The sequence below is a fragment of the Bacillus sp. LB7 genome (assembly GCF_030449715.1).
GTDB lineage: Bacteria > Bacillota > Bacilli > Bacillales > Bacillaceae > Bacillus > Bacillus paralicheniformis.
Genome location: NZ_JASGCA010000010.1, coordinates 17,253 through 43,575, shown reverse-complemented (window position 1 = coordinate 43,575; position 26,323 = coordinate 17,253). Strand labels below are relative to the sequence as shown.

Here is a 26,323-nt window from a genome sequence, read left to right as displayed (position 1 = left end):
ATCGGTACTCGAAATAACTTCTCTTTTTATTTAGGGTAACGAAGGAACTGCAAAACCGCAAGTTCATTTTTAACATTCGGTATATAATACCCAGCTGTCCCTCAATTTAAACAGCCCCTTTAAGCCGGGGGAATCCGGCTTAAAGGGGACGGATTATTTTTTATAAAATCTCAGCAAATCACCGTTAATAATCTTATCGGAAAGGGAAAGCTCTTGATTCGCCTTCTCTATGAGCGGACCGCATTTGTCCTCACTGTCGTTGATCATGTCCCCGGTTTTTTTGCTGTAGCACGTATTTTTCGTGTAGATATAATTATCTGTTATAAAGCTGCCGTTTCTTAACACAGCGAAAGGCATTCTTTCTTTCGAAAACAGGTCATTACCGAATTGAATCATGCCTTTTGTATCAATTCCGAGCAAATGGAGCAATGTCGGTTTGACATCAATCTGTCCGCCTGTTTCAGATATCGTTTTCGGGTCTTGATCCGTTACCCCCGGAATGTGGATAATCAGCGGCACACGCTGCAGCTGAACGGTATCGTAAGGGGTGATTTCGTCTTTGCCCAAAAATTGAGCCAGCGCATCGTTGTGCGCTTCTGATATGCCGTAGTGATCTCCCATGAAAACGATCACGGAATTGTCGTAAAGGCCGTTTTTCTTCAGTTTTGCAATGAAATGCTTCAATGATTCGTCTTCATAGCGTACAGTCGTGACATACCGGTTTAAAATCTCACTGTCCGAGTCGTATTCATCGATCAGCTTATCCTTATCATCAATTTGGAACGGAAAGTGGTTCGTCAATGTGATCAGGTTGCTGTAAAAGGGCTGCGGCAAGTCTTTCATCAAGTCGGCCGATTGCGTTAAAAACTCCTTATCCTTCAGTCCCCAGCCCGTTGAATTTTCAGGTGTCACATGAAAATAGGAGACGTCATAAAAGCTGTCGATGCCAAGGGCTTTGTACATGACGTCCCTGTTCCAGAATTTTTTATGGTTGGCGTGGAATACCGATGTTCTGTAATCGTGGTTCGCCAGTGTTTTATACATCGAATTATACGCATTTTCACTCTTCGTAAAAAACACGGAACCGCTCAGAGACGGATAGAGCGAATTGGCGACAATGAATTCCGAATCGGACGTTTTTCCCTGTTCGGTCTGCTGATAAAAATGGTCGAAATAATAGCTTTTTTGAATGAATTTGTTCAGGAACGGCGTGATTTCCTGGCCGTTCACCTTTTCATTGATGACAAATGTCTGAGTGGATTCAAGCGTTACAAAGATGACGTTTCGTCCTTCGGCTATCCCGAACTTATCCTGGTTCGGTTTGCTGTAGTCGGCGTTTGTGTAGTTCTCGATCGTTGCCAGGCTGTTTTCATCAGCGACCGCTTTCTGTGTCAAATTAAAGGTCTGTGAAATGCCGTCCAACAGATGAAACTGATATAAGCCGATGTTTTTTACAAGCACTTCCCTGTCGTAGGAGTAGCTTAAAAACTTCGGCTGATCCAGCTCCGACAGGGCGAGATTAAACAGCACCGTTCCGGCGGCTGCCGCGTAGTAGATCTTAACGGCTTTAGCGGAAAGCTTTTTGCCGGTTCTTGCGCGCGTTTTTGCCAGCCAGACCAAAAGAGCCAAATCCAGAAAAAGCGCGATGAAAATCGGATTGAACAGCTCCTGAAAACTGCTCCCAAGCCCCCCGAGGTTTTTTGCCTGGAACAGGACGGGAACGGTGATGAAATCGATGTAGAAACCATAGAAAATGCTGTTTGCAATCAAGATGCCCGTCAGGACGACATTAGCCCCGATTAAATAGAGGCGCTGCGTTTTTTCGCGAAAAAAGAGGCTGATGCCGAGTACAGGGATGAGAAAGCTAAGCGGGTTGATAAACAGGATCAATTCCTGAAGTGCGTTGTCGATTTGTAAATTAAAGCCCAGCTTGTAGATGAAATACGTCTTCATCCACATGAAAAATATGGATAGGCATAAAAACCACTGCTTTTTAAAAAAATGTTCTTTCATATAAATAGCTCCTCACATATAATCCCAGCAGGTAAAGAACACCAAAATAAAACGACTGAACAAAGCATAATACAGCAATCGGTCAAACCGTCCCTTTCGTCAGGCGATCAAGTTCGCAATAAAATAGCACGAAACAACGGTGAGCACAGCCAGAACGCCTTGTTCCGCCTTCCCGCCGGTTTTAATATAAAGGGGCAGCCGAACCTTAATGGCGGATGGAAAGAAAAGTTTGATGCCGTTTACAGTCCCGGCATCAAGGAGCAGATGGCTCGCCATTCCGGCCATCAATCCGACAAGTATGCTCTGATCTGTAAAATATAAATGTGCCGCAAATGCCGTGATGAGTAAAAAGAGAAGGCTGTGTGTAAACGTCCTGTGCCCGAAGACAGAACTGACCACTGCTGATAAAACCGGAAGCCTTCTGCCGATCTTGCTCTTTGTATGGCAAATATCCGGAATCAATGCTCCGATAACGCCCGAAGCTGTCATGAACACTGGATCATATCCGTAAAAATAAGCAGCAGCCGTGCAAGAAGCGACCCCTCCCATGATGTGTGTTTTTCCTGTCATATCGCTTCTCCTTTAAGACCTATAACAATTTCCTAATGAAAACTATATCAAGAGTTCTGGCGGCCTTCAAGACAGATGGTGGCAACTTGTCAGCCAAAAAAACGCATTTTCCTGAGGCAATCAGCATGTTTACATCTAGAATATGGTGTTTTCAGTTAAAAAACACATTCAAGGTTCTGCATAATTTTAAAGTGATAAGCCAAATTAAAATTGTACCACATTTTTAAAGAGGTGATTCATTTGGGTATTTTCTTCAATAAAGATAGAGGAAATAAGGAAAAGGACCAACACGCCGTTCGGGGGGCGCTTGAAGACGCAGGACAAGCGCTGAAAGGAGACCCTTTGCAAGAGGCGGTCAACAAAAAGAAAAACAACCGATAAATGCCAGATGGAAGCGCCGCCTTCCATTCTGCAGAAGGCTGCCAAAACAGGCGGCCTTTTGGCGCGGCTGTCCGTTTTTTCCATCACTTCCCTTTGACAGATTAAAATTTCTCTGGTAACCTCTTTTCAGAATATGTGATAAATCCTCACTCTTAACTCTTAGTGAGGTAGAGGTTGCGTGGATGATGAGTCGCATGTGTGAGGCTGATGGGGCCGATGATCATATGCAAAAGGCATCAGCGCCGAAGCATAAGGAAGCCATTCATTCTTTATGCTGGGTCTGCATTGAATAAGTGCAGGACTGCCGCGGGTTTTCCCGCGGAGGGCTATCCGGAGATCAAGAGTGTATGTTTAACCAAAGCATGGACTTTTGTTCATGCTTTTTTTATTTTGAATGATCTCACGGTCTGGTCCGGCATATTTTTTATAAAATGCTCGGAGGTTATATCTTATGGAACAGACAAAAAAATGGGGCTTCTGGCTTCTTACCGCTTTTGTTGTCGGCAATATGGTCGGCTCAGGGATTTTTATGCTCCCCAGCACACTCGCTCAGACGGCAAGCCCGTTCGGCGTAACGGCGGCATGGCTGGTGACGGGTGCGGGGGTGCTGATGATCGCCCTTGTATTCGGTCATTTATCCATTCGCCGCCCGGATCTTAAAGCAGGTCCGCAAAGCTATGCAAGAGCTTTATTCTCAGACACTAAAAAAGGGAATGCGGCAGGTTTTACAATGGTATGGGGGTATTGGGTGGCAAGCTGGATCAGCAACGTGGCCATCATTACAAGCCTTGCAGGCTATTTGACGACTTTCCTGCCGATCTTAACTGACGGACGCGAAGTGATTGAACTCGGCGGCCACCCCGTTACACTCGGCCAGCTCTTGACATTTATCGTGTGTACAATTTTGTTATGGGGGACGCATTTCATCTTAGTCTCCAGCATAAATGGAGCGGGCAAACTGAACTTTTTAGCGACTTTTTCCAAAGTGGTTGGGTTTGTCCTGTTTATTGTTGCAGGTTTGTTCGTTTTTCAAACGGCTTTATTCGAATCATTTTATTTTCCAATCGAATCAGAAGGCAAAAGTATTGGGCTGGGCGGACAGGTTCACAATGCGGCGATTTCAACGCTGTGGGCGTTTGTCGGCATCGAGTCTGCGGTGATCTTATCAGGGCGCGCATCATCCCAGCGCGATGTCAAACGCGCGACGATTACCGGACTGTTAATTGCGCTCGGCATTTATATGATCATCACTTTAATAACGATGGGCGTCATCCCGCACGATCAGCTCCAGGCATCAGATAAACCGTTCGTTGATGTGCTGCACGTGATCATCGGCAGCTTTGGCAGCGTGATTATGGCAGTCTTGGCAATCGTTTCTTTGTTCGGATCGATGCTCGGCTGGATTTTAATCGGTGCAGAGGTTCCTTATCAGGCGGCAAAGGCCGGTGATTTTCCTGCTTTCTTTGCGAAAACGAACAAAAAGGGAAGCCCTGTCAATTCATTGATCGTCACAAACGTGATGTCGCAGATCTTTATTTTCTCAACGGTTTCGGGAACGATCAGCGAGGCCTTTACGTTTTTAACAACGTCGGCGACGCTCGCTTACCTTGTGCCTTATCTCGTGGCGGCTGTTTTCAGCTTGAAGCTCATCCTCAAAGGGGAGACATACGGCGAACTGAAAGGTTCAAGAACAGGGGACGGCATAATCGCCTTGGCTGCTCTGGCGTATTCTTTATGGGTCATCGTTTCAGGCACGTCTGACTTGACCACCTTTATCTTGGGAATCGGGCTGTTTTTCGTCGGTCTTGCGATCTACCCGTTCGTCTACAAAAAGTTCAAAAATAATCAAGTGTGATAAAGTTCTTTGCCAGCCGGGTCTTTTAGCAGAAGATCGGCTGGCTTTTTGATTCCCGCCGAAATTTTTGATTAAAATTTCCGCTTAGGCCTGTTATACTTTAAAATGAAAATGATAATCGTTATCGGTTAAAAAGATCGAAAGGAATGGCATCGAGTGAGTTCTTACAAAAACATACATCGTATCAACAGCGCGGATGGCCCTGATGAAGAACAGAGACCGATCAGCCGTCCGCTCGGAGCTGTTTTTGTCCTGGCCGGCGGAATCATGCTGCTGCTGTTTGGCGCCGCATTATCGATTGCGCTCGGTGCGGCTGATATAAAGCTTGGAACGGTTTGGGACGCCATTTTTCATTTTGATGCGAAAAATACGGCCCATCAAATTATTCAGGAACTCAGACTGCCAAGGACGGTAAGTGCGGCTCTTGTGGGCGCCTGCCTGGCGGTTTCCGGAGCCGTGATGCAGGGGATGACGAGAAACCCTCTCGCATCGCCGGAAATTATGAGCGTCACGCACGGATCAGCTTTTGCAATTGCTGTCGCGTTTGCTTTTTTTCCGGGTACCTCATCGGTCGGGCTGATGATCTGGTCGTTTGCCGGCGCGGGTCTTGGAGCGGGGCTCGTTTTTGCGATCGGAATGTTTTCAAAAGGCGGTCTTACGCCTGTAAAGCTGGCTTTGGCCGGTACGGCTGTCGGCACGTTTCTGAGCGCTCTTTCTACGAGCATCGCGATCCATTTTGATGTGGCGCGCGACGTCAGTTTTTGGTATGCCGGAGGTGTTGCCGGCACGAAATGGCTCAGCATTCAGTTGTTGGTTCCGGCGGCAGCGCTCGGTTTGGCCGTCGTTTTTGTCATCGCCCGTTCCATTACGGTTCTAAGCTTGGGAGAGGAGCTGGCGAAAGGGCTCGGTCAATATACGAAGACGGTTAAAGCGATCGGAATCGTGTCGGTTGTTCTGCTGACGGGTGCCGCTGTGTCCGTTGCCGGGGCGATCGGTTTTATCGGATTGATCATTCCGCATATTACCCGCTTTCTGGTCGGGGTTGATTACCGCTGGATCATTCCATGCTCAGCGGTGCTTGGCGCCGTCCTGCTGATCTATGCGGATATTGCGGCAAGGCTGGTCAACCCGCCGTTCGAAACACCTGTCGGAGCAGTCACGGCGCTTGTCGGCGTACCATTCTTTCTCTATCTGGCCCGCAGGGAAAGGAGTGGACTGTAATGCTCAAGAAAAACAACAGACGGGCGGCTGCGGTGATGCTCGTCATGGCCGTGCTGACGGTCGCCGTGTTTTTACTAAGCATGAACATGGGAGAAATCCGCATCGCCCCGCTTGATACATTGAAAACACTGTTCGGCTTCGGAACACCGCAGGATGAACTTGTATTATTTGAATTCCGTTTGCCGCGCATGATCCTCGCCATGCTGATCGGTGCGGGAGTTGCTGTCTCCGGAGCCGTCTGGCAGGGGATATCGCGGAATGACCTGGCCGATCCGGGGATATTGGGCATCAATACGGGAGCAGGTTTTGCCGTTGTGCTGTTCATCTTCTATTTTCAGGGGGATGTTGGCAATCTGCAAAAAGGATTCGTTTTTTCCCTGCCGATTTTCGCATTTTTGGGAGCCTGCTTTGCAGTCGTTTCCATCTATTTGCTGGCGTGGAAAAAAGGTTTGAATCCCATTCGCCTCGTTCTGGTCGGCATCGGAGTGAATGCGGCGTTTTCGGCGGCCATCTTAATGCTGCAGCTGAAAATGGACCCGAATGACTTTATGCAGGCGGCTGTTTGGCTGTCAGGAAATATATGGAGTTCGAACTGGAGCTTTGTCTCGGCCGTGCTGCCCTGGATTGTCGTGCTGCTTCCTTTTATCCTCTACAAAGCGCGCTATTTAAACGTGCTGAATCTAGGCGATCAGCTCGCAACAGGGCTTGGAACGGCAGTTGAAAAGGAGCGGCGCACACTGCTTCTGTCGGCAGCCGCGCTGAGCGGCGCGTGTGTAGCGGCTGGAGGGAATATTACGTTTCTCGGTCTCGTGGCTCCGCATATTGCCAGAAGGCTTGTCGGGCCGAAGCATCAGCTTTTAATCCCGGCTTCCGCGTTGACAGGAGCATTGCTCTTTTTGCTGGCGGACTTAATCGGAAGAATGATACTGGCGCCTTCGGAAATTCCCGTCGGGTTAGTCATTGCCGCTTTAGGCGCGCCGTACTTTATCTATTTGCTCATGAAAACAAATTAAAGAAGGGAAGGGTGCAAGGTGTCTCTTTCAACAAACAACCTGGGGATCGGCTACGGCGAACAGATGATAGTCGAAAACTTAAACCTCCACATACCAAAAGGAAAAGTGACGACCATGATCGGTCCGAACGGGTGCGGCAAGTCAACCATATTAAAAACGATGGCGCGCATACAGCGTTCGAGAACGGGCGCCGTTTATTTAAATGGCAAAGCGATCCACCAAATGTCGACGAAAGATATAGCCAAACAGATGGCGATTCTTCCGCAGACCCCTGAGGCGCCAGGCGGTCTGACCGTATATGAGCTCGTTTCTTACGGCCGTTTTCCTCATCAAAAGGGAATGGGCAGGCTCTCGGCCGATGACCGCCGCATGGTTGAATGGTCTCTCGAAGTAACAGGAATGCTGCCTTTTTATGACCGGCCGATCGAAGCCCTTTCCGGGGGACAGCGCCAGCGCGTCTGGATTGCGATGGCTCTTGCCCAGGAAACGGAGCTCTTGCTGCTCGACGAACCGACAACCTATTTGGACTTGGCGCACCAGCTTGAAATTCTGCAACTGCTGGAAAAGCTCAACAAAGAAGAAGGCCGGACGATTTTGATGGTTATTCACGACCTCAACCATGCCGCCCGCTTTGCCCATCACATGGTGGCGCTGAACTCCGGTGTGATTGTCAAAGAGGGCGCTCCTCATGAAGTCATGACATCAGATGTATTGAAAAAGGTGTTTCAGATTGATGCTGAAATTATTTTAGACCCGCGAACAGGAAAACCGGTTTGCCTGACTTATGATCTATTGAAAAAAGAAGAGGATCAGAGGCTGGCAACCGGCTGACAGACATCAGACGATGTCTGTTCAGCGTGTCGACAAACCCTCGCATTCGTTGTCAGGCCAGCGCGTCGGTGCTCACGAATTCCAACATTCGCTCCGCTCCGATGCTCGGCCTTCCTAGACTGCAAGGGTTTTCAATCACGCTGAAGGAATGACAAAATCCCAAAACAAAAAGCCGTTTTGGGATTTTGTCAACAATCTGGACAGACATCAGACGATGTCTGTTTTTTTATTCCATGATTTCGAAAAGTAAAAAATCATTTCTAAAAAAGTTTATTTTTACTTTAAAATCAGAAAACGGGTGCCGATAAAGATATAATAGATGGTAAGATGAGGATATCAAAACACGATATAGACAGAAAGGAAAGAAGGATTTTGGAAAATGCGACAATTTTGATTGTGGATGACGAAGACGCCATTGTTCAAATGGTCAAGCGAGTCCTCAAGAAGGAAGGATTTTCAGAAGTGCTGACCGCGAGCAGCGCAGAAGAAGCGCTCGACATCGTGAAAAAGGATACCGTGCACTTAATACTTCTCGATGTCATGATGCCGGGACAGACAGGATTTGACGTATCCCCTGAAATCAGGCGGCATACCAACGCTCCGATCTTCTTTTTAACGGCGAAGACATCCGACCTCGATAAACTGTCAGGTTTTGCCTACGGGGCCGATGATTATATTACAAAACCTTTTAATCCTCTGGAATTAATCGCCAGGATTAAAGCGCATTTAAAAAGAACGTATATACATAAAGAAGTCGCGGCTGCTTCGGTATCTTCAGCCTACGAATATGAACGGTTTATATTTCATCCCGATTTTGCGGAGCTGATCGTGGACGGAGAAACAGTCAGCTGCTCCGCACAGCTTCTCCAGCTTCTGCAATATTTTTGCGATCATCCGAACAGAGTGCTTTCCAAGGACCAAATTTATGAAAAAGTGTGGGGCGTTCCATCTTACGGAGACAGCAACACTGTTATGGTACATATCAGAAAACTGAGGGAGAAAATCGAAAAAGACCCGAGCAGCCCCGAATATATCGTCACGATTCGCGGTCTTGGCTATAAGTTCGTTCCCAATCCTGCAAGAAAAGAGAGCGAAGGATGAAGCTGAGAGGAAAGCTCGTTCTCCATTTTGTCAGCCAGATTTTCCTGATTCTCGGTCTTGTCCTCGCCACTCTGCTGTTATCCTTCATCTTTTTCGCTCTCCGGTTAAGCGAGAGCGAGGCGGATACAGGCTTGGCAAAAGCCACATCAGACACGTTTGAAAGCTGGGTCAGTGTGGATGACAATAACAATTGGCAGATTGAAGATATCTTGAAATCGGCGATCGACAAACAGGGAGGCTGGCTTCAAATATTAGACGGCAAGGAGAAAACCGTTTATTCCTACCGTCTTCCTCCGGAAATTCAGAGGCAGTACCACAAGGAAGACCTCGTATCAGTCTTTGACAAAAAAAGAATCAAAAAATATCAAGTCAATTTCTGGTCTGCCAATTTCAATGATGAAGACTACGTGATTTTATTCGGCTGGGAGTCGAAAAGCGATACGATCCTGTCCTATTTGGAAAAAGAAGAAAAGAATATGGCGGATCTTTCTTCCTATAAAAAAAGTACGCTTGATTTCATCAAGAAAAACAAAGGATCGGTTTATCTGTTCAGCGAAAAAGGAAAAATGTTGGACTCGGTCTATCAGGACATAGATTACAGCCAGGGAATCACTGAGCTGGAGCTTTTAAAATACGGATCAAAGCCGTGGAACTACGAGCACGAGTTTTCATACAGGCGCTTAAGCGCGACAGAATGGCTGATCGCCGCTACCCCGAACCCGATTTATAATCCGGACCACGAGTTCAATAGGACGATGATCGGGCTCGCTTTAAAAATCGTTCTGCTCGTGATCGGCGTTCTGATCGTATTGATGTCTTCCATGACGATTTGGTATTCTTTCAGGTTCGGCATGCCGATCATCCATACGATTAAATGGATCGTCAACCTTTCAAAAGGGCGATTTGAAGAGCCGAGAAATCGGAAAGGCCGCCCGCAAAGCCGGAACAAAAAAGGGAAGCGAAAACAGCCGTACCGGTTGTTCACAGAAGTGTTTGAATCGATGGAGCAGCTGACGGAAACGCTGAAAAAAGACGAGCAAAACCGCAAGAAAATCCAAACGACCCGGGAGGAATGGATCGCGGGGCTCTCCCATGATTTAAAAACGCCGCTCAGCACGATTTACGGCTACAGTATGATGCTGGAGTCTCCAAACTATGAGTGGTCAAAAGAAGAAATCCGTGAAATCGGCCAGGCGATGAAAGAAAAATCGGACTACATGTCACAGCTCATCGAAGACCTGAATTTGACGTACAGGCTGAAGAACGACGCCTTGCCGATTAAACGCCAGACAGTGAGGCTTGTGCCGTTTTTAAAAAGCTTCGTTGAAGAGTTTAAGCGCCATTCGTTTTCGGAAGGGTACAACGTTTCTTTTGAATATACGCAAGAAGATACCGAGTTTGCGATAGACAGAGGCTGGTTCAGAAGAGTCCTGGAAAACCTTCTCGCCAACGCCGTCAAGCATAACAAAAAAGGCACTGATATCAAGGTGATCCTTGAAGAAACCAAGCAATATATTATTCTTAAAATTCAAGACAACGGAAGAGGCATGGACTCGGAAACCGTCTCAAATTTATTTAACCGCTACTACAGAGGAACGCATACAAAAGATGCGACAGAAGGAAGCGGTCTCGGCCTTGCGATTTCTTTGGAACTTGTCCACCTTCACGACGGCTGTATCGCAGTTGACAGCCGGACAGGCAGCGGGACGGAAATTACGATGGAATTTAAGAAAAACCCTAAAGCCACCAAATAAGCGGTATGAAAAAGAAGAAGCCAAAGGTTATTGCCTTTAGGCTTCTTTTATGTTGAGAAAATAATGGAAAAGAAGGCGAGGTTAGTATAAAATAAGATTAAATGTTAACGTTCACATTGTGAAAAATGTTAACGTTAACATTAACAAAGAAAGGTGGGGATTTTATGAAGCCGTTTTTAAATGACGATTTTCTTTTAACGAATGAAACGTCGAAAGTGTTGTACCACCAGTATGCTAAAGGGATGCCGATCATCGACTACCACTGCCACTTGAGCCCAAAGGAAATTTATGAAAACAAAACATTTAAAAACCTGACCGAAGTGTGGCTGTACGGGGATCATTACAAGTGGAGAGCAATGCGGGCCAATGGAATATCCGAAGAGTTTATTACAGGAGATGCATCAGACGAAGAGAAATTCAGCGCCTGGGCAAGAACGGTTCCGATGACGATCGGAAACCCGCTTTATCATTGGACCCATTTGGAACTGAGAAGGTTTTTCGGCATCGATGAACGGCTTGACGAAAAGAGCGCGCCGCATATTTGGGAGCGGGTGAACGAACAGCTGACCGGAGAAGGATTCGGCGCCAGAGACTTGATTGAAAAATCAAACGTTGAAACGGTTGTCACGACAGATGATCCGGCAGACAGTCTTGAATATCATGTGAAGCTGAAAGATGAAGACTTTGATGTAAGCATTTTACCCGGATTTAGGCCAGACAAGGCGCTGGAAATCAATCAAGAAGGCTTTGCCGCCTGGGTGAGCAAACTTGAAGCAACAAGCGCTATGAAGATAGGAAATTATGACGATTTTTTGAAAGCGCTTAAAAACAGAATTGACTTTTTCCATGAAGCAGGCGGTCGTATATCGGATCATGCCATCAATCAAATGATGTACACGGAAACAGATGAAAGCGAAGTGCGCCCGATTTTTGCAAAGGTGATGAACGGAGAAGCCGCCTCGCCTGAGGAAGAGTGCAAATTTAAATCCTTTACCCTGCACTATTTGGGAACATGCTATGCGGAGAAGGGCTGGGCGATGCAGCTTCATATTAACGCCCTCCGCAACAACAGCAGCAAAATGTACCGGAAGCTCGGGCCTGATACGGGATATGATGCGATTAATGATCAGGACATCGCAAAGCCTTTGTGCAGCTTTCTCGATTCTCTTGACCGAAAAGACGCGCTGCCAAAAACGATCTTGTATTCTTTAAATCCGCGAGATAACGTCGTGATTTCAAGCCTTTGCGGAAGCTTCCAGGACGGCCGGATACCGGGGAAAATTCAGCATGGCACCGCCTGGTGGTTCAACGATACGAAAGACGGCATGCTCGAACAAATGAAATCGCTCGCCAACATCGGACTATTGAGCCGTTTTATCGGTATGCTGACTGATTCGCGCAGCTTTCTTTCCTACACAAGACATGAATATTTCAGGCGCCTGCTCTGCGATGTCATCGGCACATGGGTTGAAAAAGGAGAAGCGCCGGATGATATCGAGCTTCTGGGACGGATCGTCAAAGGGATCTGCTACGAAAATGCAAAACACTATTTCCAGTTTGAAGTGAAAGATCGTTTGAAAGCTTAGAATCACAAAATGGCTAGCAGAGGAGCTGCTTTTTCATGGAAATATCGACGAACAAACAAACCGAAACAGTCGCCGCTACTCAAGAGAAATTAAGTTTAAAAGAAAAGATTTCTTACGGTTTTGGAGATTTTGGGAACGGATTTATGTTTGACCTTGGACAGCTCTATCTTCTGAAGTTTTTTACGGATGTTGCCGGTATTCCGGCGGCGGCAGCCGGAGGCATTTTTCTTGTAAGCAAACTTTTTGCCGCTTTTGTCGACCCGATTGTGGGAACATCGATCGACTACAGGAAGAATATCGGCCCGAAAGGCAAATTCAGGCCGTATCTGCTATACGGAAGCTTTGTGCTCGCGATTTTGACGATATTAACCTTCATCTCGCCGAATTTGTCACCGACGGGCAAACTCATATACGCTTATGCGTCATACATGCTTTGGGGTCTCGGCTATTCCTTTGTCAACATCCCTTACGGCTCGCTCGGGGCGGCCATGACGCAAAACTCGGTGGAACGAACTTCACTTGCTTCCTTTCGACAGGCCGGCTCACTGGGCGCCCTGTTTGTGACGAGCATCGTTGTCATCCCGATGATCGTCAGGTTTGATAACCCTGCGGTTGCCTATCCGGTCGTCATGGGACTGATGTCTTTTCTCGGTGTGTTGTTTTTCTACATTTGCTATAGAAACTGCCAGGAACGGATTGTCGTAAAAGATGAGAAGTACAAACAGGAAAAAGTGACATTCAAAGCAATATCAAAGACGTTTTTTACGAATAAACCGCTCCTTACGCTTATATTCATGACCATTTTTACGATTTCAGCCTATAACCTTAAATCCGCGATGCTGATTTATTTCGCACAGTATAACCTCGGCAATGCCGAACTGATGGCCTACATGAACTTTATCATCATCGGCTCATCCTTTATCGGCGTCATCATGCTGCCGAAGCTCGTGAAGCTGTTCGGGAAAAAGCATACCGCTATTTTGGGGCTCGCGGTTTCCGTCTGTGCGGATCTGATCAATTTTTTCGTACCCGGCAATGTCTTTGTTTTTACGATTCTCGCAAGCATCGCCTTCATCGGCATCAGCATACCGAACGGTATCACCTGGGCATTCGTATCAGACGCGATCGATTACGGCGAGTGGAGAACAGGGGAACGGAAAGAAGGAACGGTATATTCGCTGTTTAACTTTTCGAGAAAGCTGGCTCAGTCGCTCTCCGGCTTCCTGTCAGGGATCGGTCTCAGCATTATCGGCTATGTGCCGAATGCGACCCAAAAAGCGGGGACGCTGCTCGGCATTAAAGCGATACTCCTTTTGTATCCGGCAGCTGCGCTGACGGCGGCCATTCTAATTCTCGGCTACCTGTACCGTCTGACAGATCAGAAGCACGCCGAAATGATCGCGGAAATCGAAGCGAGACCATAGCGGAATTTCACTTTCTAAAAAGCGCTTTTGATATGGTAAACTGATGGTAACAACAGCAGGAAAAGGCGGGTAAAAAACAATGTCAGTAACGATTAAAGATATCGCCAGGCTGGCGAATGTATCGCACACCACAGTATCCAGAGCGCTGAACAACAGTCCGCTGATAAAAGAGAACACGAAAAAGAAAATACTCGACATCGCAGCCGAAATGAATTATAAACCGAATTTTAATGCGAAAAGCCTTGTCACGCAAAAGTCTTTTACGATCGGCCTGTTTTTAACAAGCCTGACAGACGGGACGTCTTCAAGTTTCTTTGCAGACATCCTGCGCGGCGTCAACAAGGTGATCGATGAAAACTATAATATGGTTGTCAGGGGGATTGACGATTATCATGATTTGTCATCCATTCACCGCAACCGCTATGACGGCATGATTTTAATCAGCCAAAGCGAACAGGACCAGGCTTTTATTGAGCATGTCCTCAAACAGAATATTCCGGTCGTCGTGCTGAACAGAAAAATCGAAGGGCACTCCGTCGTCAATATTTTGGCGAATGAACACGAGGGCGCTTTCTTCGCTGCTTCATACTTGATCAAAAACGGCCACAGACGGATCGCCATGGTGCAGGGGAAAGAAGGTTTTAAATCGTCTCAAGAAAGAAAGGGAGGCTTTCTTCGCGCGCTTCGCGACTCAAATCTTGACATGCCCGACGAATACCTCGTTCAAGGTGATTATACGATGCAAAGCGGCTTTCGCGCGGCTGAAACGCTGCTGAAGCTGAAGAACCCTCCGACAGCCCTGTTTTGCGCCAATGATGATATGGCAATCGGCGCGATGAACGCCCTTTATGCAAACGGGAAACGCTGTCCTGACGATATGTCGATCATCGGCTTTGACGATAGCGGATTTTCGGCGTATACGACACCGTCGTTGACGACGGTAAAAAAACCGACGGAAAAAATCAGCATGCTTGGTGCGGAAAGTCTGTTGTCACTGATCGAAAATCCGCAGGCAGAAGGCAGGCAGACGCTCATCGGCACGGAGCTGATCATTCGCAATTCAGTTAAGCATCTATAGCATCAGTTTTGATGCGCTGTAAAATGTGAACGTGTGCAAAAATGAGGAGGGAATTGAAATGGAGAGGCTGTCCAAACGGATAAGGTCTAAGCCGAGCCGTCCCGAACGGATTTTGCAAATCGGGGAAGGTAACTTTATGAGGGGGTTTATTGACTGGCAGATTCATAGATTGAATGAAGAAACCGATTTTAACGGCAGCGTCGTCGTCGTGCCTCCGCGCCGCGGTTCAGTAACGGCCTTTCAAGAGCAGGATGGGCTTTACACGCTTTATCTTGAAGGTTTCCGGGAAGGACGGGAGGTTCGCGATTCTGCTGTCATTACAACAATCAGCAGAGTCGTCAGCAGCTATGAACACTATGATGAATTTATGGAGCTGGCCGATCTGCCGGATTTGCGCTTTGTCTTTTCAAATACGACAGAGGCCGGCATCATTTATATCGAGGAAGACCGGCTGTCCGACCGTCTGCAGAAAAGCTATCCGGGGAAGCTGACTGCACTGTTATACAGACGATACCTGACTTTTCAGGGAAGCAGGGAAAAAGGTCTGGTCATCCTCCCGTGTGAGCTGCTTGAAGATAACGGGAAAAAATTGAGAGACATTGTGCTGCGCTATACGAACGAATGGGCGCTTGAACAAGGGTTCATCGATTGGCTTGAGGAGGCAAATGTGTTTTGCAATACGCTTGTGGACAGGATCGTACCGGGATTCCCGCAAGAAAATGCACATCGGCTTGAAGAGGCGGCCGGCTATCGCGATTCCCTAATGGTGACGGCGGAGCCGTATCATTTGTTCGTGATTGAAGGGCCGAAATGGCTTCCAGACGAGCTTCCGCTTCATGAGGCCGGTCTGAATGTCGAGTTTGTCAAAGATGTGACACCGTACAGGGTGAGAAAAGTGAGAATCTTAAACGGCGCCCATACCGCGATGACGCCGGTCGCTTATTTGGCAGGCCTTGAGACGGTTCGTGAAGCGGCTGAAGACGAGCTTATCGGATCATTTGTGAAAGAGCTGATTCAGCGGGAAGTGCTTGAGACGATCGATATGCCCGGCAGTGAGCTTGAGGCCTATGCGGAAGAGATTCTCGACCGCTTTAAAAACCCGTTTATCCGTCACAAGCTGATCGATATTTCCTTAAATTCCTTTGCAAAATTCAAAGTCAGAAATTTGCCCGTCTTAATTGAATATGCGGAACGAACTGGCAAACTTCCCGCTCGAACCGTATTTGCTTTAAGCGCTTTAATTTATTTTTACCAAGGAAAACGGGAAGATGAGGCCATTCCGCTGTCTGACGACGATGAGGTGCTGGCTTTTCTCAAACGGCTCTGGACAGAAGAGACAGACGTTTCAAACATCGCGTTCCATGTTCTCGGGCTTGAAAAAGTATGGGGGCAAAACCTGAACGACATTTCCGGGTTGACGGACAAGACGGCTGAATATTTAAGGGACATGAAACAAACGGGAATGAGAAAGGCGCTGAAAAAAATGATGATCAGCCAAATGGCTGAGCTGGGGGACATGTGATGAAAGACTGCTTGATGATCAATCCTCAAGATAATGTCGGCATTGCGTTAAGAGAATTGCAGACCGGGGAAACGGTCACTGCAGGAGAACGGACCATCGTGATCAAGGAAACGATTTTGAAAGGCCATAAGTTTGCTTTAAAAGACATCGCTGAAAATGAAGACGTCATCAAATACGGCTTTCCGATCGGGCACGCCACTGACATGATTCAGACGGGGGAGTGGGTGCATACAAAAAATGTGAAAACGAATTTGGGCGGTGTCGAAGAATACAGCTACAAGCCGAAATTTACGGAAAACCGCTATCAAAAAGAACCGCTCACATTTAAAGGCTTTAAACGAAAAGACGGAAAAACGGGAATCAGAAACGAGCTATGGATCGTGCCGACCGTCGGCTGTGTGAATGGCATTGCAGAGCTGATCATCAAAGAATTTAAAGCTGAGGTCGGCTCTATCGCCCCTTTTGAAAGCGTTCACGTATTAAAGCACCAGTACGGCTGTTCACAGCTTGGCGATGATCATATCAACACGAGAACGATTTTGGCGAATGCCGTCAAACACCCAAATGCAGGCGGTGTCCTTGTGCTGGGACTCGGCTGTGAAAACAACAGCATCCATGAATTCCGCGAAGCGCTCGGCGATTATGATCACAGCCGGGTTAAGTTCCTGCTTTCCCAAGAAGTATCAGACGAAGTCACGGAAGGCGTCAAACTGTTAAAGGAAATTTATGAGCATGCAAAAGGTGACCGGCGTGAAGATGTACCGCTTTCTGAACTGAAAATCGGTTTGAAGTGCGGCGGATCTGATGGATTTTCCGGCATTACCGCGAATCCGCTGCTCGGCCGGCTCTCCGATTTTCTGATCGCCCAAGGGGGAACGGCGGTTTTGACAGAAGTGCCTGAAATGTTTGGAGCGGAAACACTTTTGATGGAACGGGCTGAAAATGAGGAAGTGTTTCATAAAATCGTCCGCTTAATCAACGATTTTAAACAGTACTTTATCGATCACAGGCAGCCCGTCTATGAAAACCCGTCTCCGGGCAACAAAGCGGGCGGCATTACAACATTGGAAGATAAGTCGCTCGGTTGCACGCAAAAAGCCGGCACTTCAAAGGTGACGGATGTTCTGGGGTACGGGGACGTTTTGAAAAAGAACGGGTTGAACCTGCTGAGCGCTCCGGGAAATGACCTTGTTGCTTCATCCGCACTGGCCGCTGCAGGGTGTCAAATCGTTTTATTTACGACAGGGCGGGGCACGCCTTTTGGTACGTTTGTGCCGACGATGAAAATTTCGACAAATACAGCGATTTATGAGGCGAAACGCCATTGGATCGATTTTAATGCGGGAAAGGTGCTCGAAGACCGGTCAGAAGATGACGTTTTGAAGGAGCTGACAGCATATTTGATCGAAGTCGCGGGCGGCAGGCAGCTGAACAATGAAATAAACGATTTCAGGGAGCTTGCGATATTTAAAACAGGCGTCACATTGTAAAGGGGGGCGGTAACGTGAGTCTGCAGAAAATAAAAGACGAGATTATAAAGAAGATGAAGGTTCCGGTATTTCCTAATCGCTCATTTAATGTTACAGCGTTTGGGGCTGACGAAAGCGGAAAAAAGGATGCGACGGGAGCGATACAGAAGGCGATTGATCAAGCCAGCCAAGCCGGCGGCGGAAGAGTAGCAGTTCCTGAAGGCGTGTTTCTTTCCGGTGCACTCAGACTGAAAAGCAATGTGGAGCTTCATCTTGCACAAGGAGCGGTGATCAAATTCAGTCAGAACCCGGAAGATTATCTTCCCGTTGTGCTGACGAGGTTCGAAGGCGTCGAGCTCTATAATTATTCACCGCTCATCTACGCTTACGAAGCCGAAAATATTGCGATAACCGGAAAGGGCACACTTGACGGCCAAGGAGATGACGAGCATTGGTGGCCGTGGAAAAGGGGAACGAACGGCCAGCCTTCACAGGAAAAAGACCGGAATGCTTTGTTTGAAATGGCTGAGCGCGGTGTCCCGGTCACTGAGCGGCAGTTTGGAAAAGGGCATTATTTGCGGCCGAATTTTATTCAGCCGTATTGCTGCAAAGATATTTTGATTCAAGGTGTCACCGTGCTGAATTCGCCGATGTGGCAAGTTCATCCCGTGCTTTGCGAGAATGTGACAGTGGACGGCATCAAGGTCATCGGACACGGTCCGAATACCGACGGAGTCAACCCGGAATCGTGCAAAAACGTGGTGATCAAGGGCTGCCATTTTGATAATGGAGACGACTGTATCGCCGTCAAATCGGGAAGAAACGCCGACGGCCGAAGGATCAACATGCCATCGGAGAACATTGTCATTGAACATAACGAAATGAAAGACGGGCATGGAGGGGTCACGATCGGAAGCGAAATTTCCGGCGGCGTGAAGAATGTCATCGCCGAGGGAAACGTCATGGACAGCCCGAACTTGGACAGAGCCCTCCGCATTAAAACGAATTCGGTGCGCGGCGGCGTTCTTGAAAACATCTACTTTCACAAAAATACGGTCAAAAGCTTGAAGCGCGAGGTGATTGCCATCGATATGGAATATGAAGAAGGGGACGCCGGAGATTTCAAGCCCGTCGTCCGCAACGTTGATGTTAAGCAGCTGAAAAGCATGGGCGGACAATACGGGATCAGGGTGCTGGCGTACGATCATTCTCCAGTTACCGGTCTGAAAGTGGCCGATTCCGAGATCGACGGCGTCGATATTCCGCTGGAACTGAAACATGTGAAAGACCCTGTTCTTTCGAATCTGTATATTAACGGAAAACGCTATGATTCACACAAAGTCTAAACAGAAATCCTCTGCAGACATGCAGAGGATCTTTCTTTTAACGCGGCGGCGCTTCAGCAGTTTCGTTTTTGACCGAGGAAATTAGCAGTTCCATAAACACCCGGCTTGCAGCGCACATATGCTTGTTTTTGCGGTAAACGATGCTGATCTCCGTCGTCAAATCCGGCATTTGAATCGGAATCGCCTGAATGGATTTATTTCCAATATCATCAAGATAGCCTTTCGGCAAAATGGTGGCGCCAATGCCTTTACCAACCATGTTCATGATCGATTCCATCGTTGTCATTTCCATGACCGGCCGAGGCTCGAATCCAAACGTGCTGCACTTTTCGTTGATCAGCTGCCGCAAAAAATACGTCTCAGGCAGCAAAATAGATGGAATCTCCCTTAACACGTCAAGCGTGACAAATTGCCGTTTTGCAACCGGATTGTCGACAGGCACTGCGAGGGCGAGCTGCTGGGTAAGGAATGGAACGGTTTCCAGATCACTGTGTTCCAACCGCTGGGCTACAATGCCCAAGTCGAGCTCATTTTGCAGCAGCCGATCGTAAATATCCCCGGTTCTCAGCCCTAAAACAGACAATTCAATATTGGGGTAGCTGCGGTGAAATTCGATCACGGTCCGGGGAAGCAAATAATTAACCACGGTCAAAAGCGCCCCGATTTTTAGCGTTCCCCTCTTTAAACCTTGGAGCTCGCTGATTGCGTCTTGCGCCTGTGACAGTTCATGAAAGATATTGTAACAGTGCTGAAGCAGAATCTTTCCCGCTTCCGTCATCACGGTGCGTTTGCCTGAACGGTTAAACAAAGGCGTTCCGATTTCGTGTTCAAGCAAACGGATTTGCTGGCTCAGCGAGGGCTGAGCAATATTCAGTTTTTCGGCAGCACGGGTAAAATGAAGTTCCCGGCACAATACCATGAAGTATTCCAATTGCTTTAGCTCCAATGCTCTTCCTCCTCTCCATCATAAAAAAACAGACGAATTTCAATGATAGGTTTACCCTATTGTTTTTATAATAACGATTGAATGGTTTTATGATAAGAGGTCGATTATACTTAAATCTCAAAAGGGATGTGCAGCCCTGCTGTTCGGCCGCTGCCGTCTGCAGGACATTTGAATGTAAGAGGTGATATGAATGGAATATGCCGATATCCTTTCGATCAATGTGGGGAAGCCAGAGGCAATTCAGTTTCAAAATAAAGCTGTATCTACCGGAATATACAAGAAGCCGGCAAGCGGCCCTATCTTCCTGTCATCTACTAATTTCGCGGGGGACGGACAGGGGGATCTCGTTCATCATGGTGGCGCGGAAAAAGCAGTGTGCGTCTATCCGTATGAACATTATCTCTTTTGGGAAAAGGAACTGCAAAGAAAGCTGGAATACGGAGCATTTGGCGAAAATTTAACGATCAAGGGTCTGCTGGAAGATGACGTTCATATCGGCGACATCTTTCAGCTGGGTGAAGCTGTTGTACAGGTGAGCCAGCCGAGGCAGCCTTGCTATAAACTAACCGTAAGGTACGGTGTACCCGAGATGATACTGAAGGTACAGGACACCGGATTTACGGGTTTTTATTTTCGCGTACTGAAAGAAGGGTTCGTCTGTAAGGATCGTGGTCTGAAACGAATCTCACGCCACCCTAAAGGCATCACGATTTCTTACGCAAATCGCATCAAGCATCATGAAAAGAACAATATTGAGGGGATCAAAAAACTTCTCGAGGTGGAGGAACTGTCGGCAAATTGGCGGGCATCATGTTTAAAACGGCTGAACGGTTTTGAGCCGGATGACCGCGAAAGGCTGACGGGAGGTCTGAAGCAGAGACCTTAATCCAAAAGGAAAAAAATCCTCTGCCGATCGGCAGAGGATACCTGTTAAATGGAGCGGATAATTCCGCCTTCCACTCTTTGAGCGGCACCGTTGATGGCCGCAGCTTTTTCGGAAGAGAGATAGACGATCGTACTCGCCACTTCTTCCGGTTTTGCATAGCGCTGAATCAAAGAAGTCGGCTCATTCACTTTGAAATAGTCTTTGACAAAAGTGTCTAAATCGGTTTTCTCCTGAGCGGCGGCTCCCTCCATATAATTGGCGACGCCTTCCGTCCATGTAGGTCCGGGAAGGACGGAGTTGACCGTCACATTTGTCCCTTTCGTCATTTCGGCCAAACCTCTTGATAAACTGATCAGAGCGGTTTTCGTCACCGAATAAGGGATCATCTGCGGAAGCGGTTTGATGCCGGCTTCGCTTGCCAAATTGAGAATCCTCCCCTTATTCCGCTTCAGCATGGCCGGCAGAAACGCGCGGCAAAGCCTGACTGCGCTTAAAACGTTTACTTCAAAATAGTTGAGCCACTCTTCGTCTGTCACCTCTGTGAAATCCTTCACTTCAAAGAAGCCCATATTATTGACGAGGACATCAAGCTCCCCGATTTTAGCGGTTTTTTCGACCAGTGCCCTGCTTTCTTCAGGATCGGATAAATCAGCGGCAATGCCGTGAACGTTTCCGTGCCGGGAAAGTTCTTCAACGACTGACTGGACTTTTTCTTCTGTCCGTCCGTTCACGATGACTTCAGACCCTTCCGCCAAAAAGGCTTCCGCCGTTGCTTTTCCAATACCTGCAGTAGAACCTGTCACGAGTACGAGTTTGTCTTTCAGCTGTAAATCCATATGCCATCAATCCTTGTTTTAAGAGTTAAGATGAAAAAAACATCTAATGAACAGTATATCGCAGCTGGATACCTCGGTCGAAAATCGTGCTTGACGTTTTATTGTTTCTTGTCTTTTAAAATCTTATGAATATCTTCCATCGGACGGAGCCAATTCTTTTTCATCACTTCAGCCGCCAATTTCGGATCGTTTTTTTCAAAAGCGGCGATGATTTCCCAATGCTCGGCGGCAGACTGCAGTTTCGGAGCAGACGGCCGATTGAAAAACACATACTTCATCCGTCTGACATGAAGCTGCAGAACGGCGGAAAACTGAAGAACATACGGGTTTTTAGCCGCTTCTGTAATCAAATGGTGGAACTGTTCGTCCAGTTCGGCTGCATCGTGGTTCCGCTCCTCTTTAAAAGCGGCTTCGTATTGAGCCGCGAGTTTTTTGAGCTCGGCGATCTCTTCTTCAGTCAAAAGCGGAGCGGCCAGTTCTGCCGCCAGAGCCTGAAGATGTGCGAGCGGAGGATAGACGGCCAGCGCATCATCGGGATGAATGAGCGTGATCTTTGTTTCTTTTCCCGGCTTCATTTCCACAAAACCTTGAGATTCCAGAAGCTGGAGCGCTTCTCTGACCGGTGTGCGGCTGACGCCGAGCGCTTCGGCCAGATCGGCGTCAGTGACTTTTTCACCAGGTTCAAGAGTTCCGTCAACAATCCAGCGCTGCAATTGATGAAACGCTTTTTCCTTTGCTGAAAGTCTGACCTGCGGCGTATAGTTTTTCGGTATCGGCATAAAATCACCCTTTCTCTATATGCAATATATCGTAAATACTTTAGCAAAAACAACGTTTTTTCAGTTGAAAATCTCCTTTTCAGAATCTCATATACAGACCTGTGTCGATTATAGTATAATAATTCCGAAATTAGGACACGAATGAGTCAGAAAGGCGCTGCCCGGAAGCAGCTAAGAGGAGAGCCGGCGAGAGAGCCTCCCGCGAGCAGTTCGGCTGGCCGGGAGCGATCAACCGAAAGCCGGAATAACAGCCTGGATGATGACCGCGTTATCTGCGAAGACAGATGCGGTATAAGCGATGTGCTCTTTTTTTGTACGTTCCTGGTTTGCTGCATCTTTACTGAGTAGAGATGTTTTTATTTTATCCCGAGGAGGAAGCAGAATGAAGAAGTTAGGGCTTTTATTGCTGTCACTGCTGTTGGCCGCCGGTGTTCTTAGCGGCTGCGGTCAAGCGCAAAAACCGGCAGAACAGCAAAAACAGGAGAAGGCGGCTGAAGCGTTTCCTGTCACCATAAAAGATGCTTCAGGACAAGAGGTCAAAATTGAAAAAGAACCGAAGAAAATCGTCTCTCTGATGCCGAGCAATACCGAAATTACATACGCCCTCGGCCTGGGGAAGAAAGTCGTCGGCGTGACGGATTTTGATACATATCCAAAAGAAGTGAAAAAAGTTGAAAAAATCGGGGGCATGGAATTCAACACAGAAAAAATCATTTCGTTAAATCCCGACTTGGTCTTGGCCCACGCTTCCAGCATGCAGAGTGCCAAAGAAGGGCTGAAGCAGCTGGAGGATGCAGGAATTACGGTGGTGACCGTGAATGATGCGGCCTCTTTTAAAGAGGCGTACCGTTCCATCGAAATGATCGGAAAAGCTGCCGGCGCAGAGGATCGAGCGGCAAGCCTGATCAAAGGCATGAAATCTGACCTGGCTGACATAAAAGAAAAAGCCGTCGGCATATCTAAAGACGATCAAAAGAAAGTATTTGTCGAAGTATCTCCGGCTCCTGACATTTATACGACCGGAAAAGGCACCTTTATGGATGAAATGCTTGAAGCGATCCATGCGGAAAATGCCGCTTCCGCGCAGAAAGGCTGGACCAAAATAACGGAAGAAGCGATCGTCAAGCTGAATCCCGATGCGATCGTGACGACAAACGGTGAATCCGCTGTCAACGACATTAAAAAACGAAGCGGCTGGAGCGGTGTAAAAGCCGTCAAAAATAACGAAGTATACGACGTGGACCCTGACCTCGTGACCCGTCCGGGACCGCGATTGATCAAAGGGGTCGAAGAGCTTGCTGAACATATTTACCCTGACGTTTTTAAGAAATAACCGCTTCGCGGCATATGCCTTCAGCCTGATGTTTCTGTCGGCATCTGTTCTTATGGGAATCTCTATCGGATCTTTGGAGATTCCCATTCCTTCTATAATCAAGGTTTTTTTGGACGAATGGTTTGGCATTCAAGGGCTAAATCCCGATCCGACAGAGGCGAGCATCATCATGAAAATCAGACTGCCGAGGGTGGTGCTGGCCGCTCTTGTCGGCGCGGGGCTTGCTGCTGCGGGTGCCGGATTTCAGGGGCTCTTGAAAAACCCGCTCGCAGATCCGTATACGCTCGGCATTTCGTCAGGCGCGGCCGTCGGTGCAGTGGTCACGCTGTTTTTTGGGATTCAGCTGCCGGTGATCGGAAGTTTTACACTGCCGTTTTTAAGCGTTGCCGCGGCCGTTGTCGTGATTTTTTTAGTTTTGTTCTTTGCGCGGCTCGTACACCCTTCATTGACCCTGTCTGCTTTGATTTTGACAGGAATCATCTTCAGTTCCTTTTTGGGAGCGCTTATTTCTCTCATGATCGCATTGACCGGCGATGATTTAAAACCGATCGTCCACTGGCTGCTCGGCAGCGTATCGATGAGAGGCTGGGGCTATGTCGCGCTGTTTCTGCCCTTTTTTGCCGCGGGTGCTGCCGCACTTCTGATCAGCGGGAGAGAACTGAATGTGATGACTTATGGCGAGGAAAAAGCGAGGCTCCTCGGTGTGAATGTGAAGCGAAGTAAGTATGTCGTTCTGTTGGCGGGAGCTATTTTAACTGGCAGTGCGGTTGCTGTGTCTGGAACCATTGGCTTTGTCGGCCTCGTCATTCCGCATTTTATCCGGCTTTTCTCTATTACGGATCACCGTCATCTTCTGCCGCTCTCGATGCTGAACGGCGCTTCGTTCCTTGTGCTGTCAGATCTTTTGTCGAGAACCATCATTGAGCCGTCCGAGCTGCCGATCGGCGTTATTACCGCACTGATAGGAGCGCCTGTTTTCGGGTTTATTTTGATTCGGCGCTACCGGGGAGGGCGAATTCATGATTGATGTCATCCGTGTGTCCGGCGGCTACGGAAAAACGGATGTCTTACAGGACATCAGCTTTGCTGTAAAGCCGGGTGAATTTTTAGGAATTCTTGGTCCGAACGGCAGCGGAAAAACGACTTTGCTGAACATGTTGTCGGGAACAATCGCGCCTCGAAGCGGCGAGGTGCTGCTTGAATGCCGTTCAGTCAAAGCGTACCAAACGAAGGAGCTCGCTCGCAAAATGGCGGTCCTTCCTCAAAAAACGGAGCAGGCTTTTTCCTTTACGGTGGAGGAAACGGTACAGTTTGGCCGCTACGCGTATCAATCAGGCCTTTTTCGGCAGCTGACAGCGGAAGACCATGATATCGTGAAGAGGGTGATGAAGCAGACAGACACGCTTCGTTTCGCTCAAAAATCCATTCATGAGCTGAGCGGCGGAGAGCAGCAGCGGGTGTATTTAGCGCAGGCACTTGCCCAGGAACCCGAATATTTGCTGCTTGATGAACCGACGAGTTTTCTCGATTTGTCATTTCAAAAGAGTCTGCTTGATTTAATGAAACAAGAAACGGCTGCATCCAAACTTGCAGTGGTCGGGGTGTTTCATGATGTGAATATTGCGAGTTTATACTGTGACCGCCTGCTGTTGTTGAAAGATGGAAAAGCGGAAGTTCTTGACCGCCCGGAAGCTGCCCTTTCTGCCGAGGGTATCGGAAGAGTGTATGATACAGGCATCACAGCGCTGGACCATCCTCAGCGTGCAAATCCGCAGTTTACGATCAAGGCGAAAACCATCCCGGAGAAAACCGAGCCCCTCTTTTCAAAAGAGCGAATTGAACAATATTTGCCGCATGGCATCGCATTTTCGGCAGACTGCCCGCTGCGTCTTCTCTCCTCTGAAGCAGGCTTTGCGTGGAGGCGAAAGCTTGTCTTCGCAAGCGGAAACAACTCTGGATGGCCGCATGACATGTCAGCCTATGAACAGGAAACGCTGTTAATCCAACATGATGTTGAATTGGCTGACTGTCAGATTGTGTCGGAAAACGGTGATCTTTGCATCGTCGGTATGAAAGATACGGCGGGGCGTTTGATCATGTGGGTGTTAGTTGACGGCTGTTTGCAAGATGGTCAATTTGTGACGGCGATAAGCGTTGCAGCAAATGCCGCAGCCCAGCACCATGTTCCGTGCAGCGATGTGCTTGTAGCGGCCACTCAATCCGGCCGGTCAGCGGATCAAACCGCTTTTTTTACAGCAATTCAAAATAAAACAGCGGCTTGTGTGAAAGCTTTAAAAGGTTAATTTGGGCCTGTCTTTTGATATGTTTCTCTATGCAGCTGTTATAAACAACAAGGATACTATAGAAACAAGTAATAAA

General features: G+C 47.8%; 22 protein-coding genes and 1 riboswitch. Of the genes, 17 read left to right on the top strand and 5 right to left on the bottom strand.

The window, feature by feature from the left end; genetic code table 11:
- Positions 1-153 precede the first annotated feature (153 nt).
- Both QMZ64_RS13970 and QMZ64_RS13965 read right to left on the bottom strand, forming a co-directional pair.
- Positions 154-2,013, bottom strand: coding sequence for an LTA synthase family protein (locus tag QMZ64_RS13970; RefSeq protein WP_265625679.1), 1,860 nt, complete (start codon positions 2,011-2,013; stop codon positions 154-156).
- 99 nt (positions 2,014-2,112) lie between these two features.
- Positions 2,113-2,583, bottom strand: coding sequence for a metal-dependent hydrolase (locus QMZ64_RS13965; RefSeq protein ID WP_165428054.1), 471 nt, complete (start codon positions 2,581-2,583; stop codon positions 2,113-2,115).
- 240 nt (positions 2,584-2,823) lie between these two features.
- Here QMZ64_RS13965 and sspJ point away from each other — a divergent pair, with 240 nt between their 5' ends.
- The 13 genes from sspJ to QMZ64_RS13900 all read left to right on the top strand — a co-directional run bounded on the left by sspJ (position 2,824) and on the right by QMZ64_RS13900 (position 19,164).
- Positions 2,824-2,964, top strand: coding sequence for a small acid-soluble spore protein SspJ (gene sspJ / locus QMZ64_RS13960; RefSeq protein ID WP_165428053.1), 141 nt, complete (start codon positions 2,824-2,826; stop codon positions 2,962-2,964).
- 160 nt (positions 2,965-3,124) lie between these two features.
- A riboswitch (Lysine riboswitch) is annotated at positions 3,125-3,301 on the top strand.
- A gap of 114 nt (positions 3,302-3,415) precedes the next feature.
- Positions 3,416-4,819 carry an amino acid permease gene (locus QMZ64_RS13955; protein WP_265625681.1) on the top strand — a complete coding sequence of 468 codons (1,404 nt, stop codon included), beginning with the start codon at positions 3,416-3,418 and terminating at the stop codon, positions 4,817-4,819.
- Between the two features lie 156 nt (positions 4,820-4,975).
- The gene (locus tag QMZ64_RS13950; RefSeq protein ID WP_265625682.1) at positions 4,976-6,040 is read left to right on the top strand and encodes a FecCD family ABC transporter permease; all 1,065 of its coding nucleotides are present in this window, start codon (positions 4,976-4,978) and stop codon (positions 6,038-6,040) included.
- Positions 6,040-7,053, top strand: coding sequence for a FecCD family ABC transporter permease (locus tag QMZ64_RS13945; protein WP_243942188.1), 1,014 nt, complete (start codon positions 6,040-6,042; stop codon positions 7,051-7,053). Before QMZ64_RS13950 ends, QMZ64_RS13945 begins: the two co-directional genes overlap by 1 nt.
- Positions 7,054-7,116: 63 nt before the next feature.
- A complete protein-coding gene (locus tag QMZ64_RS13940; RefSeq protein WP_265627902.1) occupies positions 7,117-7,884 on the top strand; it encodes an ABC transporter ATP-binding protein in 768 nt (255 codons plus the stop codon).
- Positions 7,885-8,256: 372 nt separating this feature from the next.
- Entirely contained in the window at positions 8,257-8,985 is a 729-nt protein-coding gene (locus QMZ64_RS13935) for a response regulator transcription factor (RefSeq protein WP_265625683.1), read from the top strand.
- Positions 8,982-10,739, top strand: coding sequence for a sensor histidine kinase (locus QMZ64_RS13930; protein ID WP_265625684.1), 1,758 nt, complete (start codon positions 8,982-8,984; stop codon positions 10,737-10,739). The genes QMZ64_RS13935 and QMZ64_RS13930 overlap by 4 nt, the downstream gene beginning before the upstream one ends.
- Before the next feature lie 164 nt (positions 10,740-10,903).
- Entirely contained in the window at positions 10,904-12,325 is a 1,422-nt protein-coding gene (gene uxaC / locus QMZ64_RS13925; RefSeq protein ID WP_265625685.1) for a glucuronate isomerase, read from the top strand.
- A gap of 35 nt (positions 12,326-12,360) precedes the next feature.
- Positions 12,361-13,749 (top strand): glycoside-pentoside-hexuronide (GPH):cation symporter, encoded by a 1,389-nt coding sequence (locus QMZ64_RS13920; protein WP_265625686.1) that lies wholly within the window; start codon positions 12,361-12,363, stop codon positions 13,747-13,749.
- Positions 13,750-13,828: 79 nt separating this feature from the next.
- Complete coding sequence (locus tag QMZ64_RS13915) at positions 13,829-14,827, top strand: LacI family DNA-binding transcriptional regulator (protein WP_265625687.1); 999 nt, start codon at positions 13,829-13,831, stop codon at positions 14,825-14,827.
- 58 nt (positions 14,828-14,885) lie between these two features.
- Positions 14,886-16,349, top strand: a complete 1,464-nt coding sequence (locus QMZ64_RS13910) for a tagaturonate reductase (protein ID WP_265625688.1) — start codon at positions 14,886-14,888, stop codon at positions 16,347-16,349.
- Positions 16,349-17,839, top strand: coding sequence for a UxaA family hydrolase (locus QMZ64_RS13905; RefSeq protein ID WP_265625689.1), 1,491 nt, complete (start codon positions 16,349-16,351; stop codon positions 17,837-17,839). Before QMZ64_RS13910 ends, QMZ64_RS13905 begins: the two co-directional genes overlap by 1 nt.
- 14 nt (positions 17,840-17,853) lie before the next feature.
- A complete protein-coding gene (locus QMZ64_RS13900) occupies positions 17,854-19,164 on the top strand; it encodes a glycoside hydrolase family 28 protein (protein ID WP_265625690.1) in 1,311 nt (436 codons plus the stop codon).
- Positions 19,165-19,201: 37 nt separating this feature from the next.
- Here the strand turns inward: QMZ64_RS13900 and QMZ64_RS13895 are convergent, their stop codons facing one another.
- Complete coding sequence (locus QMZ64_RS13895) at positions 19,202-20,110, bottom strand: LysR family transcriptional regulator (RefSeq protein ID WP_265625691.1); 909 nt, start codon at positions 20,108-20,110, stop codon at positions 19,202-19,204.
- 190 nt (positions 20,111-20,300) lie between these two features.
- On the opposite strand from QMZ64_RS13895, the gene QMZ64_RS13890 reads away from it, so the two are divergent.
- Positions 20,301-20,996, top strand: coding sequence for an MOSC domain-containing protein (locus tag QMZ64_RS13890; protein WP_265625692.1), 696 nt, complete (start codon positions 20,301-20,303; stop codon positions 20,994-20,996).
- Between the two features lie 44 nt (positions 20,997-21,040).
- Here QMZ64_RS13890 and QMZ64_RS13885 read toward each other — a convergent pair whose 3' ends face one another.
- Both QMZ64_RS13885 and QMZ64_RS13880 read right to left on the bottom strand, forming a co-directional pair.
- Entirely contained in the window at positions 21,041-21,832 is a 792-nt protein-coding gene (locus QMZ64_RS13885) for an SDR family NAD(P)-dependent oxidoreductase (protein WP_243942202.1), read from the bottom strand.
- Between the two features lie 98 nt (positions 21,833-21,930).
- Positions 21,931-22,611, bottom strand: coding sequence for a GntR family transcriptional regulator (locus QMZ64_RS13880; protein ID WP_265625693.1), 681 nt, complete (start codon positions 22,609-22,611; stop codon positions 21,931-21,933).
- Between the two features lie 382 nt (positions 22,612-22,993).
- Here QMZ64_RS13880 and QMZ64_RS13875 point away from each other — a divergent pair, with 382 nt between their 5' ends.
- Genes QMZ64_RS13875 through QMZ64_RS13865 form a run of 3 tightly spaced genes read left to right on the top strand, consistent with a single transcriptional unit; the run spans position 22,994 to position 26,247 of the window.
- Positions 22,994-23,944, top strand: a complete 951-nt coding sequence (locus QMZ64_RS13875; protein WP_265625694.1) for an ABC transporter substrate-binding protein — start codon at positions 22,994-22,996, stop codon at positions 23,942-23,944.
- Positions 23,907-24,971, top strand: coding sequence for a FecCD family ABC transporter permease (locus tag QMZ64_RS13870; RefSeq protein ID WP_265625695.1), 1,065 nt, complete (start codon positions 23,907-23,909; stop codon positions 24,969-24,971). The genes QMZ64_RS13875 and QMZ64_RS13870 overlap by 38 nt, the downstream gene beginning before the upstream one ends.
- Complete coding sequence (locus tag QMZ64_RS13865) at positions 24,964-26,247, top strand: ABC transporter ATP-binding protein (RefSeq protein ID WP_265625696.1); 1,284 nt, start codon at positions 24,964-24,966, stop codon at positions 26,245-26,247. The genes QMZ64_RS13870 and QMZ64_RS13865 overlap by 8 nt, the downstream gene beginning before the upstream one ends.
- Positions 26,248-26,323 lie beyond the last annotated feature (76 nt).

Coding starts and splice junctions, on each gene's coding strand:
- QMZ64_RS13970 (WP_265625679.1), bottom strand. CDS start 2,013: ATGAAAGAACATTTTTTTAAAAAGCAGTGGTTTTTATGCCTATCCATA.
- QMZ64_RS13965 (WP_165428054.1), bottom strand. CDS start 2,583: ATGACAGGAAAAACACACATCATGGGAGGGGTCGCTTCTTGCACGGCT.
- QMZ64_RS13955 (WP_265625681.1), top strand. CDS start 3,416: ATGGAACAGACAAAAAAATGGGGCTTCTGGCTTCTTACCGCTTTTGTT.
- QMZ64_RS13945 (WP_243942188.1), top strand. CDS start 6,040: ATGCTCAAGAAAAACAACAGACGGGCGGCTGCGGTGATGCTCGTCATG.
- QMZ64_RS13940 (WP_265627902.1), top strand. CDS start 7,117: ATGATAGTCGAAAACTTAAACCTCCACATACCAAAAGGAAAAGTGACG.
- QMZ64_RS13930 (WP_265625684.1), top strand. CDS start 8,982: ATGAAGCTGAGAGGAAAGCTCGTTCTCCATTTTGTCAGCCAGATTTTC.
- uxaC (WP_265625685.1), top strand. CDS start 10,904: ATGAAGCCGTTTTTAAATGACGATTTTCTTTTAACGAATGAAACGTCG.
- QMZ64_RS13920 (WP_265625686.1), top strand. CDS start 12,361: ATGGAAATATCGACGAACAAACAAACCGAAACAGTCGCCGCTACTCAA.
- QMZ64_RS13915 (WP_265625687.1), top strand. CDS start 13,829: ATGTCAGTAACGATTAAAGATATCGCCAGGCTGGCGAATGTATCGCAC.
- QMZ64_RS13910 (WP_265625688.1), top strand. CDS start 14,886: ATGGAGAGGCTGTCCAAACGGATAAGGTCTAAGCCGAGCCGTCCCGAA.
- QMZ64_RS13905 (WP_265625689.1), top strand. CDS start 16,349: ATGAAAGACTGCTTGATGATCAATCCTCAAGATAATGTCGGCATTGCG.
- QMZ64_RS13890 (WP_265625692.1), top strand. CDS start 20,301: ATGGAATATGCCGATATCCTTTCGATCAATGTGGGGAAGCCAGAGGCA.
- QMZ64_RS13885 (WP_243942202.1), bottom strand. CDS start 21,832: ATGGATTTACAGCTGAAAGACAAACTCGTACTCGTGACAGGTTCTACT.
- QMZ64_RS13880 (WP_265625693.1), bottom strand. CDS start 22,611: ATGCCGATACCGAAAAACTATACGCCGCAGGTCAGACTTTCAGCAAAG.
- QMZ64_RS13875 (WP_265625694.1), top strand. CDS start 22,994: ATGAAGAAGTTAGGGCTTTTATTGCTGTCACTGCTGTTGGCCGCCGGT.
- QMZ64_RS13865 (WP_265625696.1), top strand. CDS start 24,964: ATGATTGATGTCATCCGTGTGTCCGGCGGCTACGGAAAAACGGATGTC.